This window comes from Streptosporangium brasiliense (genome assembly GCF_030811595.1).
In the GTDB taxonomy this organism is placed as follows: Bacteria; Actinomycetota; Actinomycetes; order Streptosporangiales; family Streptosporangiaceae; genus Streptosporangium; species Streptosporangium brasiliense.
The window spans coordinates 1,435,236-1,448,411 of the sequence record NZ_JAUSRB010000002.1 but is presented as its reverse complement, the minus strand read 5'-3'; the positions used below and the strand labels follow the sequence as shown (position 1 = coordinate 1,448,411).

Below are 13,176 nucleotides of genomic sequence, written 5' to 3'. Positions count from 1 at the left end.
CTGCGCGGAGCGTCAGAGGCCATGCTCTACGCATGACCGTCATCGATCGTCTCGACTACGTCCCGTTCCCCGAGGATCCACACAACCACAAGCCGGGCTCCCGCCACTCCCTGGTGCTCGACCCGGTCCGCGCCGACGGCAGATACGTCAAGGACCTGGTGCTGAACTTCGAGCATCTCGCGGCGGAGGAGATCATCCCGGTGCATGTGCACACCAACGAGGAGGTTCTCATCATCGACGAGGGCGAGGCGGAGGCGTTCTACGACGGTGAATGGGTGCCGGTGGGGCCCGGGGCGGTGATCCTGGTGCCCCCGGGCGTGCCCCACGGGTTCCGTAACCGGTCGGGCAGCAGGGTCAGGCTGCACGCGGTGTTCGCCGGGCGCGTGGTCGGCACCCGGCTGCTGGAGCGGAGCCCGGCGCCGGGCACCGAGGACGACCCGCTGCCGCCGCCGTACATCATCGACTTCCGCGAGCTCGTCGGCGGCGCCTGACGTCGGCGGGCCGGGCGGGACCAGGGCGCGGCGCCCGCCCGGGCACCGCGCCGGCGGCGGAGGCCGGGCCGGCGACGGGCGCCGCCGACCCGGCCGGCGGCCGTCCGCGTCCGCACCGGTCAGGCCGGCGCCGTGATCACTGGCGCGTCATCGCGCCGAGGGTCTCGGTCATGTGCTTGCGCAGCTCGCCCAGGCGCACGTCGAGAATGAGCTCGGCGATCTCGGGGTTGCTCTGGATCATCTCGCGCAGGCCGCTCTGCCCGGGGCCGTGGACGAAGCTGTGACGGACCAGGGTCCGGTCCGGGGAGTCGCCCGGCTCCAGCTCGTAGCGCCACCTCGACGACGGGCGCTCCGGGTCGCCGTCGCGGTCGAGCATCACCCACGCGAACGTGCGCGGGCGCTCCACCTCGGTGACCACGCCGGTCACCGTCCAGACCCTCCCCTCCCGGCGGTTGCGGCCCTGGAAGCGCACCCCCTCCCGCGGCTCCGGGGCGTCGTCGCCGAGCCAGGAGCCCTCCTCGCACTCCGGGCTCCACTCGCCGATGCGGTGCACGGCCGTGATGAGCTCCCACAGCCGCTCGGGCGGCATGTCGACGGTGGTCTCCAGGTCCACCCGCGCTCCGGTCACGCCGTAGTCCGCCATGCCTGAGTCCTCCACGCCTGCCTCCGCACGCTCACGGCACCCACGCGGTGCCCGCCGTCGCCGACCGACTCCTACGATGAACGATCAATCCGTCCGTGGACAGAGCCTTTTTCTCCGAGATTGCTCAGCTGTGTCCCCCCGGTGCCGTCCGGCGGGAGAAGGCGCGGCGGCGGGCCGTCCCATCAGCGCCGAGGAGTGGCGGCGGTACGCGGGGGACCTCCCCTACCAGCGGGTCCGCCCCTGAAGCAGCGGGTCCGCCGCTGATCGACCCCCCGGCGGCGGGGAATCAGCGCCACCGGTAGGTCCACACCGAGACGGAGGGCGCCGGACCGCGGGCGTCGAGGAGCGGGATGTCGAGCCGGGGGTCGCTCAGGGCGGCGGCCAGCGGCACGTCGTCACAGATGTGGGCCATCATCACCGGGCATGCCCCCGACTGGCCGGCCAGGAGCACGGCCTGCCCGTCGTGCCTCCTGAGCCGGTCCTCGAAGAAGGAACGCCACTGTCCCGCCACGTGCGTCCAGGACGTGCCGCCCTCGTAGGGGCCGTCGACGGCGGCGGACCTGCGTGGCGTCTCCTCCAGGGGCCTGCCCTTGTGGATCCCGTAGTCGACGTTGTTGATCCGGGCGTCCGGGACCGGGGCGGGGATCCCGAAGAGGTCGGAGACCACTCTGGCGCTGGTCAGGTGCCTGAGCGTGGTGGGGCAGTAGACCGCGCGGTATACGGGAGCCAGGGATCTGAGGATCTGCAGCGCCGGGCCGAGCCCGTCCCTGAAGCGGCGCAGCGCCTCCGGGAGGACCTCCTGGTCGCGCGACCGGAGACCGAGCCGGTTGTCCCGGGACGGCAGATGTCCCAGGGTGGCGATGGTGACGGCGTGGGCCACGGCGATCCCCTCGATTCCCGATGCCTGCGAGCATGGCGCTCCCGGAGCCGGTCCGCGGCCGGCCTCAGAGCCCTGACCTGTTCCGCAGCCCCGTGCACCGCACCTGCCGGGCGGCGCAGTCGATCTCCAGTCCGGTCGCGCGCGACCATTTCCGGAAAAGCACCTCTCCCGCGCCGATCACCGCGGGCACGCCCAGCTCCCCCGCGCGGATGGCCATGTGGGAGTTCGCCCCTCCGTACATCGTGACGAAAGCCTGGATCCCGTGGGAGAAGATGTAGTCGTAGCCGGGGTCGGCCGCGGTGATCAGCAATATTCCGCCCCTGAAGTCCCGCGGATCGTCATCCGGTGTGACCACCCGGCCCGAGGCCCTCTTCTGCGTCACGAAATTCGGTTCGGCCCGCTCCCGGCCGAAGGCCCACACGTCGCAGGGGCGTCTGATCAGGGAGGGCAGTGTCATCGCGCGCGTCGACTCGTATGATCCGCGCCCACGCGCGACGGCGCTCTCGATGACACGGCCGGGGTCCCCGCTCGACGCGTAGAGATCACCGATCACGGCCGCGTCGACGTAGGAGCAGTCCTCCAGCGTGTATCCGTACTTCCGGGCGAAGCCGCCGAGGATGCGGAGCATCTCGCTCAGGTTCCGGGTGAACAGGTATTTCGCCCTCTCGCGGCCGTCGATGGCGGCGCGCACGAAATCCAGCAGCTCGTAGGCTCCCAGGCGGATCCCGTGCTGCCGCAGGAGCAGGTCGAGGCGGTCGGCCCGGGCACCGGAGAGCACCGGGTCCGGGGGAGGGCGGTGGGGCCGGCCCCACTCGGCGTCCCAGTCGAAATAGTGGTCCGGCGCCTCGTCGTAACGGGGGGAGAGGATGTCGTAGGTCCCGGGGCGGAGATGCCCGTGGCGCAGCAGGAAGTCCCGCCGGTCGAGTGTCGCGAGATCGGCGTTCAGCTCCGAGGTCACGCTGGCCGCCCCCCGCATGAACGCCTCGAACTCCGCGTCGTCGAGCAGCGGCGGGTCGAGCGTCCGCAGTGACCTCATCAGCTCCACGGCGATGAATCCCACCCTCGCCAACCCGGCGAACGGGAGCGTCCCGTAGCGCCTGCAGTCCTCCATGAGCCAGTGCATCTTGCCGATGTCGGAGAGTCCGGAGCCGGTCACGGTGTGGAAGCGCCGGCCCAGCTCGGACAGGCGCGCGAGGTCCCTGGCCCAGGGGCCGTCCGGTCCGATGGCGCGGTTGGTCAACGTCCTCAGGCTGGACAGGAGCCGTCCGCACTCCTGCGCGCTGAACCCTTCCTCCCGCAGCCGCATGAGCCTGTCCGGCAGGTCCAGCGAGTAGCAGCTCAGCAGGATCTCGAACTCGATCTTGTCGTGGTTCTCGGGTTCGGTCTCAAGCCGCCGCAGGTAGTGGTTGACCAGGCGCTCGGCCAGCTCCCCCTCGACATCCTTGGGCAGGAAGGAGTTGAGGCTCACCCGCACGTCGACGTAGGGCTGGCCGGCCAGGCTGATCAGGAGCGGGAACCCAGACAGATCGCGGTATCCGTAGCCGTCCCGGCTGGCGCTCCAGACCGAGTCGGTCAGCAGCCGCCGGTACAGCGACAGCGCCAGCGGGCGGGGCCGTACGCCGACGACCTCCGCCGGGTTCCAGTCCGGCATCACGCCCAGCAGGGTGCGGTCACCGTACAGGTAGGGGTGCGGCCCGCTCAGCCGACGGATCGCCGACTCGACCTCGGTGATCTCCCGGGCCAGCCGGGCCCGCCGGGGCGGGGGCAGGACATCGCAGACCAGCCTGCGCACCTGAAGGACGAACACCTGCCCCCCGGTGTCCACCGCGAATTCGACGTCCAGCGGGACGTCGGGGCCGAGGACGCCCTCCAGCTCACCCAGCGCCTCGAACAGCCCCGCGAGCTCCGGCACGGGGGCGGCCGAGGGCGCCTCCCGGTGCCGGAGGTAGATCTTCGGCTCGCAGGAGCGCCCCGCCGTGATCGAGTCGGTGGTCCCCGAGGCGTCGTCGTAGTTGATCACGAAATACGGGCTGCCCGTGGTGGGGTCGGCGGTGAAGGCCACACCGCTGAGCGCCACATCCCGCAGCATGGGCTGGACGAAGATCTGGTCGTCCGGGCTGCCGCCGCCGTAGGAGCAGGCCACCCGCGTGATCGACCGGCGTACGGCGCTCCTGCCGAGGACGTCCAGCTCGGACAGGAACTCGCCGGCGTGGGAGACGTCCTCGCGGTCCTCCGCGAGCGAACTGCTCCGGACGATCACGGGAGCGGCCGACCAGGGGGTCTCGAAGATACGGTCGAGCACGCTATGGGGGGACCTCTCCCATTCGGCCACGGTGAAGCGGACCTGCGGCAGCACCCGGGCCGTCCGCAGCGCCGAGGCCAGACATTCGAGCGTCTCCGCCTTCGATCCGAGCTCCACGGTCGGTCCCTCCCTCGCCTCCGCTCACCGGCCCGCGTATCCGTACCGGTCGAGAATGGTGGAGTATCTCTCCTGGAACTCGCCGAGGAGCTCCTCCGGGAACTCGTCCCTCCACCGGTGGGCCTGGCCCAGGACGAACGTCCTCGCCGACGGGTTGTAGGCCCGCTCCCCTATCGCGGACGGATCGCCGCAGACCCCGAGAAGGACCATCAGCCGGGCGACGGCGTTCTCGCGGAGACCGTCGTCACCGCCGCCCCTGCCGCCCACGAGCTCTTCGTAGGAGGTGGTGAAGACGTCGGGGTGGTCGAGCAGCCACGCGTTGTCGGTGAACGACCACTCCAGATAGGGGCCCAGGTTCCGGATCGCGTGCGACAGCCGCCGCTCGGGCGTGGGGAGACGCTCGAACATCCTGGCGTTCATCATGTGGAACGGCAGGCGGGTGAAACTCTTCCCGGCCCCCTGCCTCAGGAGATATCGGATCAGGGAGAGCACGACGGCCCGCGGGTCCCGATAGTGGAACACGACGGGGAACTCTCTCTCGCACCACGCGTAGAAGAGGGGGCGCGGATATTGCGCAGGGCCGCCCACCGCGGGCATGGGGAGAGAATGGACGACATACGCCGAGCCCGGCCCCAGGGTCGCGAGATGGTCCTCCTCGTGCTTCTCCCAGAGCCCGTCCTCGTAGGGCGCGGGCCCCGTGCCCTCTCCTGAGACGTCGTAGCCCATGGCGCGCACGAGTTCGGCGACCAGGTTCGTCCCGCTCTTGTGCAGGGCGACCACGCCGAGGAAGGGCTCACGCCGGGCGGCGTGCAGGACGTGCGCCCGTGGATTCCGCCCGACCGCCCGCTGCAGGCGCCCGCGGTCGCAGCCCGCCAGCCCGACCACCACGTCGGCGGCCGGGCCGGACCCGGCGCCCGGAGCGGCGTGGTGGACCACGACACGGCCGGGCGGGTGCCCGGAACGGAGCGCGGTCCGCAGCGCGTCGGCCGGCGCCCTGTCACCTACGACGAGGAAACGCCGCGCGCCTTCCGCGGCAAAAGCGCCGCACGCCTCCACGTAATCGCTCATGTCGCACTGTGAAGGGGTGAGTATTCTGTGCACGGCTCCCCCGGACGGTCAGCGCGCACCGGCAAGGCGGCCGCCGGCCAGCGGGACGGAGTCGGAATCCCGGCGGTGACGGAGACCGTTCGTCGGGAGACGTCGCCGTCCTCCGCGGGTTTTCCGTGAGTTTCCGCGAGTTTAACCGCGGGGTGTCTTCCCCGCCCTGGCGGCGCGGGCCACATTGCCCTTCCCGACGGCCCGGCCTCGCGGGGGACGCGGGACCGCTCCGGCGGGATCCGGGCGACTGGGCTCAGCGGCCTCCCGGAGTGACCAGCCCCGACTCGTAGGCGAAGACGACGAGCTGGGCCCGGTCGCGGGCGCCGAGCTTGGTCATCGTACGGCTGACGTGGGTCTTGGCGGTGGCGTGGCTGATGACCAGCTGCCCGGCGATCTCCTCGTTGGACATGCCGGCCGCCACCAGGGCCAGCACCTCGCGCTCCCGCCCGGTCAGCCGTTCCAGGCCGGGGCCGGCCACCGGCCTGGGCGGGGCGGAGACGTATTCCTCGATCAGCCGCCGGGTGACCGAGGGCGACAGCAGCGCGTCGCCGCGGGCCGCCACGCGCACCGCCTGCAGCAGTTCGACAGGCTCGATGTCCTTGACCAGGAAGCCGCCGGCCCCGGCCCGGAGCGCGGCGAAGACGTATTCGTCAAGGGCGTAGTTGGTCAGGATCACCACGCGCACCGCGTTCAGCTCGGGGTCCGAGCCGATCATCCGGGTGGCCTGGATCCCGTCGAGCAGGGGCATCCTGACGTCCAGCAGCGCCACGTCCGGCCGCAGCGCCCGGCAGAGCTCGACGGCCTCGCCGCCGTTCCCGGCCTCGCCGATCACCTCGATGTCGTCCTCGTAGTCGAGCAGGGCCCGGAAGCCCGCGCGGATCAACGGCTGGTCGTCGGCCAGCAGCACTCGGATCATGAGCTCACCAGCGGCAGCTCGGCCCGGACCTCGAACCCGCCCTCCGGGCGCGGTCCCGCCGTCAAGGACCCGCCCACGGCCAGCGCGCGCTCCCGCATGCCGATGATCCCCATCCCCTGCCCCGCGGCCGTCGCGTCCGACCGCCCGTCGTCCGCCACCCGGAGCACGATCGTTCCAGGACGGTACTCGGTCGTCAACGTGATCGACGCGGGGCCGGCGTGGCGCAGCACGTTGGTGAACGCCTCCTGCGCGATGCGGTAGGCCGCCCGATCGACGTCCGGTGCGAGCATGCCGGCCTCGCCCACCACGGTGACCTTCACCGGCAGGCCCACCGCCTCCGCCCTGGCCACCAGCCGGGGCAGTCGGGCCAGCCCCGTCCCGGGGTCCTCGGCGTCCACCTGCCGGAGCACGCCCAGTGTGGCGCGGAGCTCCCGCATGGCCTCGTGGCCGGAATCCCTGATCGCGGCCAGTGCCTCACGTGCCTGCTCCGGCCTGCGGTCCAGCAGATGCGTCGCCGCCGCGGCCTGGATGTTGATGACCGAGATGGCGTGGGTGAGCGTGTCATGCAGTTCCTGGGCGATCCACAGCCGCTCCTCGCCCGCCCGGCGCAGCGCCGCCTCGTCCCGGGTGCGCTCGGCCTCGACCGCCCGCTGCTCCACCTCGTGCAGGTAGGCGCGGCGGTTGCGGACCATCTCGCCGACCACCACCACCGCCACCAGCCAGCCGCTGAGCAGGCTGAGGCCGCCGGGCTCCGGGTCGGTGTCGGCCAGCGCGACGAGGACGCCGACACCCACGGCCAGCGCCGCGGCGAGCACGACCGCCAGGCGCCGCCGCCCAAGGGTCGCCGCCGTGTAGATCGCGATCAGGGCGGGCGCGGCGGCGAAGATCCCCGGATATCGCATGCCGTAGTAGGCGATGCCGCACCCCACCGCGACCACCCCGGTCCACACCGGCGCGGTACGCCGGAAGGCGAGGGAGAGCGCCGGCAGCACGAGCAACGACAGGCCGAGCGCGTCCAGGGGGCGCTCGGGCATGCCCGAGGAGGACAGCCTGCCGTAGGTGCCCGCGACGCCCAACGTCAGCACGGCCACTGTGATCAGCGCGTCGAACTTCCGGCTCTTCATCCCCGAAACGGTAGGACACCGGACCGGCGGGGCCGACGGGCGGGCGGATGAGGTCGTGCGTACATCCGTGGTCGTACAATCGTCCCCCGCTGGCGCGCCGTACATCCCGGGACGTACGGCGGAGCACCGCCCACGGGGGACGATCTCCCGGACAGGGCACGCCAGCATGGCGTTCATGAGCGTCTCATCCACCGCCCGTCGCACCCGCGCCCCCGGCTGGACCGTCTGGTCGTTACGCGCCGGCGCCACCCTGCACCTTCTCGGCGTGCTCGGACAGGCGGCCCTGGCCGGACTGTTCGTCACCGGCGACGTGGACATGCTCACCTGGCACCGCGGCAACGGCGGGTTCACCCACGCCATGCTCTACCTGCAGCTCGTGTCCGCGATCCTGCTGTGGCGGCCGGGAAGGGGCCCGCTGTGGCCGGCCGGGGCGAGCGCGGCGCTCGTGGCCGCCGAGACGCTGCAGATCATGCTGGGACAGGAGCGTGTCATCGCCGCGCACTTCCCGCTCGGCATGGCCGTCTTCGGCGCATCCGCGGTGATGACCGCCTGGACCTGGCGGGGGGCGGCGTGATCTCCCGACGGGGCTTCCTCGGCCTGCTCGGCGGCACCGGGCTCGCCGTCGCCGGCTGCGGGACGTCGACCGCCGAGACCGCCGGCCAGACGCTGACCAGCGCGCTGGCGCCGCCCACGCCGTTCACCGTGCCGCTCCCGGTCCCCAGGACCGCCGTTCCCGTACGGCCGGGCCACTACGAGGTGGTCCAGCGGGCGGCCCGGGTGGAGATCATCCCGGGCACGACGACGGAGGTCTGGGGCTACGACGGCACCTTCCCCGGTCCCACCTTCGACCTGCGCCGCGCCGAACCCACCGTCATCCGGGTCCGCAACGAGCTGCCCGTGCCCACCTCCACGCATCTGCACGGCGGGGTCACCCCGCCCGGCTCCGACGGCTACCCCACCGACCTGGTGGTGGCCGAGGGCAGGGGGTTCCGGCCGCCGCCCGGCGCGCACGCCGCTCACGACCCGTCGCTGTGGACCTTCCACTCCGGGGCCAGGGACTACCTCTACCCGCTGGACCAGCGGGCGGCCACGCTCTGGTACCACGACCACCGGATGGACTTCACCGCTCCGCAGGTCTGGCGGGGCCTGGCCGGCTTCCTGCTGGTCCGCGACGACGAGGACGACGCGCTGCCGCTGCCGAAGGGCGCGCGGGACCTGCCGCTGATGATCTGTGACCGGTCCTTCGAGGAGGACGGCGCGTTCCGCTATCCGGAGGTGGACCCGAGCCTGCTGGTCAAGGCGGGGGTGGAGGACGACTTCATGGAAGGCGTGGAGGGCGACGTGATCCTGGTCAACGGCGCCCCCTGGCCGGTTCTGGAGGTGGACGCCGCCCGCTACCGGCTGCGGCTGCTCAACGCCTCCAACGCCCGCCGCTACCGCCTCGAACTGACGCCCGGCGGCAGGTTCGTCCAGGTCGGCAGCGACCTTGGGCTGCTGGCCGCCCCGGTGACCCATGACGCGATCACTATCGCCCCGGCGGAACGGTTCGACGTGGTCGTGGACTTCTCCGGCCACCCCGTCGGCGCCGAGGTGACGCTGGTCAACACGCTGGGCACCGGGCAGACGCGGAACGTGATGCGCTTCCGCGTCGCCCGGAAGGCGAAGGACGACAGCACGGTCCCCAGGCGGCTGTCCCGGATCGAGCCCCCTGACCGGTCCGGAGCCGTGGCCACGCGGACCTTCGACTTCCGCAGGACCGGACAGGGCGGCGGAGCGGCCTGGACGATCAACGGGCGGCCGTTCCGGCCGGGCAGCCCGCTGGCCAGGCCACGGCTGAACACCACCGAGGTCTGGCGGTTCACCAGCGATTTCCACCACCCCGTACACGTGCACCTGGCCCGTTTCCAGGTGCTGTCACGCGGCGGCAGGCCGCCCGCCCCGACGGACGCGGGCTGGAAGGACACCGTCGACGTCCGGCCCTACGAGGTCGTCGACGTCCTGGTCCGCTTCGAGGGATACCGGGGGCGCTACATGCTGCACTGCCACAACCTCGAACACGAGGACATGGCGATGATGGCCGACTTCGAGGTGGTCTGACCGGCCGCGGCGGCTTCCCCGGACGGCGGTTCCACCGGACAGGGTCCGGCCGAGCCGCCCCCCGCCCTGCCACGGACCTCCCTGGGGGATATGTCACGACTTCTCAGGAATTGTGGCGATGTGAGATCCGGAGACCGGGGTCAGGCCCGGACGTCGGCCACCGGCGTCGCGTCCGCCCTGGCCGGCGCCGGACGGCCCAGCGATCCGCGCAGGACACGGAGCACGATGGCGGGGGACAGGAGCCTGGCGGGCGGGTCGATCAGGTTGAGGACGCGGAGGAAGGCGGCGCCGAGCACGGGGTCGGTGGTCGCCGCGGCGTGCAGCCGGTTGACGTAGGCGTTGGTGAGGCGGACGGCCACCGTCCGCCGTCCCTCCACCTCCGGGAAGCGCAGGTCGGTCCCCACCGAGATCGACCAGGGGGTGTCGATCAGCTTGGCCGCGCCGCGGAAGAACCGCCGCGCCAGCCCGTCGGTCCCCTGCGCGATCAGGCGGCGCAGCAGCAGCGCCTCCAGCGCCGCGACCGTCATGCCCTGCCCGTAGATGGGGTTGAAGCTGCACAGGGCGTCGGCCACCACGAGATAGCCCTCGGGGAAGCGCCGCAGCCGCTCGTAGCGCCGCCGCAGGCTCGCGGGGAAGCGCATCTTCACCGGCGCGTCCAGCGGCACCGCCGACCGGAGGATCTCGGCGATCTGCGGTGCGGCGAGCGTGCCGGCGTACTCCGCCATGTCCTCGTCGCCGGTGGGCGGCTCCTCGCCCAGCATGCCGGACAGGGCGACGCTGATCCGGCCGTCCTCCTGGGCGGCCACGATCCCCGCGCGCGGCAGCCCGGGGACGGCGTTGGTGAGCGCCCCCAGCAGTCCGTCGAGATGGTGCGGCTCCCGCCGGTAGCTGCGGGTCACGTAGGTGACGCCGACGCGCACGTGCTCCTCGGGGGCGCGCTCGTAGCCCAGCCGTTCCAGCCAGACCGGGGTGCGGGAGGCCCGGCCGCCCGCGTCGACGACCAGGTCGGCGCCGATGGCCGACTCCACCGCGCCGCTGGTGCGCGGCAGCACCCGCACGCCGGTGACCCGCCGGGAGTCGGGGGTCGCGGTGACTCCCAGCACCTCGCACGCGGGAAGGACGCTCACCCCGGGCAGCGCCGCGACGCGGGCCCGCACCACGTGCTCCAGGAGCGGCCTGCTGACACCGAAGGCCATCAGTGGGGAGGGCGCCCGGCGCATCCGGTATCCGTCGTTGTACCAGTGGACCTGGTGCTGGAGGTCGATCAGCGGCGCCCCCAGCGAGGCCAGCTCGTCCGACAGGCCGGGGAAGAGCCCTTCGAACAGCTCCCTGCCCCGCGCCAGCAGGACGTGCAACTGCCGGTCCTGCGGGACGCCACGCCGCCCGACCGGGTCCTCGGGCAGCAGGTCGCGGTCCACGACGGTGACCTTGGCGTACGTTTCGCTGAGTGCGCGGGCGACCAGCAGTCCGCCGATGCTGGCGCCGATGACGATCGCGCTGTCGGCCTGTGCCATGCGCAGCAGCGTACGTCGGCGGGGTATGGCCCTGGCATCTTCACGTGTGCTCGATCCGCGCGGCTCGCACCGGCGCGGGCCCGCCGTACGGGCGGTGCGGGCAGGCCGGGCGGGAGGTCAGCCGAGAAAGTCGAACGCCAGGCCCGCGCCGCCGTCCAGGGCGCGGCGGTAGGCGACCCAGGCGAGCGCCAGATCCTGCCAGGGCAGCCCGACCGGCGCGTAGACGGTGACCTCGTCGCCGCCGCGACGGCCGGGCACCTCACCCCGCAGCACCTGCGCCAGCGTGCCCGCCGCGTCGGCCGCGGTGAGCCCCGCGTTGCCCAGCGCGCCCATCGCGACCGCCAGGGACACGTCGTCGACGATGACGCGGCCGGCCCGTAGCAGGGACGCGGCGAGCTCGGACTTGCCGGGTTCGTCGGCGCCCAGGGAGGTGACATGGGTGCCCGGCCCCACGTCCGAGGCCCCGAGGAGGGGCTCACGTGACCAGGTGGCGAGCACGGAGATCTCCGCGCTCCCCGCCGCCGTGGCCGCGTCGGGGACGACCTCGCAGCCCGCGCTCCGGAAGGCGGCGGCATGGCGCCCGGCGAAGTCGGCGGCCCGCCGGGCGTCGAGATCGGCGACCACCAGGCGGTCGAGCGGCCGCAGCGCCGCCAGGCCCCGGACGACGAGGTCGGCCTGGGCGCCGGCGCCGACGACCGCGACGGTGGCGGCATCGGGGCGGGCGAGCGCGTGCGTGCCGAGCGCCGCCGCGAGACCCGTCCGCCACGCCGTCACCGTCGCCGAGTCCATCAGTGCCAGCAGCTTGCCGCTCCCGAGATCGTGCAGGCAGACGACACCGCGCAGTGCGGGCCGCGCGTCCGGGAACTTGGCGTTGACCTTGACCGTGTACGCGGGGATGCCCTCGACCAGTCCCGGGATGAGGGCGGTGGCCGTGCCCGGCCCGGGGAGGTCTGTGCGGATCCGCTGAGGCCCGACGGCCGGGGCCCCGGCGACGAACCCCTGCTCCAGGGCGCTGAGGCAGTCCTCCACATCCAGCAGGCGTTCCAGATCGGACCGGGACAGAAGCAACGTCACAGGACGATCATGTCATCCACGCCGCCGGCTGATCCCCTCCGGTGGGGAACGGGCCGAGCACGGCGGCCGGAGCCGGGTCGGTTCCTCGGTTCCTTCTTGTAAGTGAAGGCGCCATGCGACACCATGGACGGCGATGGAAGAAAGCACTCCGAAGTCGCCGGCGCACTGCTCCGCCGTCGAGGACGACTACGACGCCCGCCAGTGGGACACCAGGGAGGACTGCGAGGTCCGCCAGATCCTCGACCGGGTGGCGGACAAATGGTCGCTGCTGGTGATCGCCCTGCTGGACCGGCGCGTCCTGCGCTTCACCGAGCTGAGCCGTAAGATCGACGGCATCAGCCAGCGCATGCTCACCGTGACCCTGCGCCAGCTCGAACGCGATGGCCTGGTGCGCCGCACCGTCCATCCCGTCGTGCCTCCCCGGGTGGACTACGAGCTCACGCCGCTGGGCGTGACCCTGCACGACACCATCCAGTCGCTCGTCATGTGGACGGAGAAGCACCAGAGCGAGATCGCCTCCGCCCGCGCCGACTACGACGCCCGTGCCGACGTCACGCCGGCCGTGACGGAACCCAGGAGACCGGCGGCCGACCGTAACGTAACCCGGGCCGGCGGACGCGACGGAACCCGGACGGCGGCCGCGGTCCGCGACGGAACCCGGACGGCGGCCGCGGTCCGCGACGGAACCCAGACGGCGGCCGCGGTCCGCGACGGGAGCCGGGCCAGGGCGAGCGGGGGGCGGTGCGAGACGTGCGGCGCTCCCATCCACTCCGCCCGCACGGGCCGGCCCGCCCGGTTCTGCGGTACGGCATGCCGCCAGAAGGCGCACCGCCAACGTGCCCGTGCCCGCGAGCTGAGCTGATCCGGACGGCCCGCGCCGGAGGCTGAGCCGGTCCGGACCCGGGTGGCCCGTGCCGGAG

At 72.7% G+C, this 13,176-nt stretch carries 12 protein-coding genes; 4 read left to right on the top strand and 8 right to left on the bottom strand.

The genetic code is table 11. The features are described from left to right. The first annotated feature begins 32 nt into the window (after positions 1-32). Positions 33-491 (top strand): cupin domain-containing protein, encoded by a 459-nt coding sequence (locus J2S55_RS15160; RefSeq protein ID WP_306861019.1) that lies wholly within the window; start codon positions 33-35, stop codon positions 489-491. A 136-nt stretch (positions 492-627) separates the two neighbouring features. On the opposite strand, the gene J2S55_RS15155 is transcribed toward J2S55_RS15160, so the two are convergent. From J2S55_RS15155 to J2S55_RS15130, 6 genes are all read right to left on the bottom strand, one after another. Further along, complete coding sequence (locus tag J2S55_RS15155) at positions 628-1,134, bottom strand: SRPBCC family protein (RefSeq protein WP_306861018.1); 507 nt, start codon at positions 1,132-1,134, stop codon at positions 628-630. Positions 1,135-1,420: 286 nt separating this feature from the next. Then, entirely contained in the window at positions 1,421-2,014 is a 594-nt protein-coding gene (locus tag J2S55_RS15150) for a histidine phosphatase family protein (protein ID WP_306861016.1), read from the bottom strand. Positions 2,015-2,078: 64 nt separating this feature from the next. Next, positions 2,079-4,433, bottom strand: a complete 2,355-nt coding sequence (locus J2S55_RS15145; RefSeq protein ID WP_306861014.1) for a PEP-utilizing enzyme — start codon at positions 4,431-4,433, stop codon at positions 2,079-2,081. Between the two features lie 24 nt (positions 4,434-4,457). After that, positions 4,458-5,501: a hypothetical protein gene (locus tag J2S55_RS15140; RefSeq protein WP_306861012.1), complete on the bottom strand. Its 1,044-nt coding sequence runs from the start codon at positions 5,499-5,501 to the stop codon at positions 4,458-4,460. A 283-nt stretch (positions 5,502-5,784) separates the two neighbouring features. Continuing rightward, positions 5,785-6,447: a response regulator gene (locus J2S55_RS15135; RefSeq protein ID WP_306861010.1), complete on the bottom strand. Its 663-nt coding sequence runs from the start codon at positions 6,445-6,447 to the stop codon at positions 5,785-5,787. Next, positions 6,444-7,571 (bottom strand): sensor histidine kinase, encoded by a 1,128-nt coding sequence (locus J2S55_RS15130; protein ID WP_306861008.1) that lies wholly within the window; start codon positions 7,569-7,571, stop codon positions 6,444-6,446. Before J2S55_RS15130 ends, J2S55_RS15135 begins: the two co-directional genes overlap by 4 nt. A 175-nt stretch (positions 7,572-7,746) precedes the next feature. Between J2S55_RS15130 and J2S55_RS15125 the strand changes: the two genes are divergently transcribed. Both J2S55_RS15125 and J2S55_RS15120 read left to right on the top strand, forming a co-directional pair. After that, positions 7,747-8,145 carry a hypothetical protein gene (locus J2S55_RS15125; RefSeq protein WP_306861006.1) on the top strand — a complete coding sequence of 133 codons (399 nt, stop codon included), beginning with the start codon at positions 7,747-7,749 and terminating at the stop codon, positions 8,143-8,145. Then, entirely contained in the window at positions 8,142-9,668 is a 1,527-nt protein-coding gene (locus J2S55_RS15120; RefSeq protein WP_306861004.1) for a multicopper oxidase family protein, read from the top strand. The genes J2S55_RS15125 and J2S55_RS15120 overlap by 4 nt, the downstream gene beginning before the upstream one ends. 140 nt (positions 9,669-9,808) lie before the next feature. Here J2S55_RS15120 and J2S55_RS15115 read toward each other — a convergent pair whose 3' ends face one another. Both J2S55_RS15115 and J2S55_RS15110 read right to left on the bottom strand, forming a co-directional pair. Continuing rightward, positions 9,809-11,182: an FAD-dependent oxidoreductase gene (locus J2S55_RS15115; RefSeq protein ID WP_306861002.1), complete on the bottom strand. Its 1,374-nt coding sequence runs from the start codon at positions 11,180-11,182 to the stop codon at positions 9,809-9,811. Between the two features lie 117 nt (positions 11,183-11,299). Then, positions 11,300-12,256 carry an ornithine cyclodeaminase family protein gene (locus tag J2S55_RS15110; protein WP_306861000.1) on the bottom strand — a complete coding sequence of 319 codons (957 nt, stop codon included), beginning with the start codon at positions 12,254-12,256 and terminating at the stop codon, positions 11,300-11,302. 133 nt (positions 12,257-12,389) lie between these two features. Between J2S55_RS15110 and J2S55_RS15105 the strand changes: the two genes are divergently transcribed. After that, a complete protein-coding gene (locus J2S55_RS15105) occupies positions 12,390-13,118 on the top strand; it encodes a winged helix-turn-helix transcriptional regulator (RefSeq protein ID WP_306860998.1) in 729 nt (242 codons plus the stop codon). The last annotated feature ends 58 nt before the right edge of the window (positions 13,119-13,176 follow it).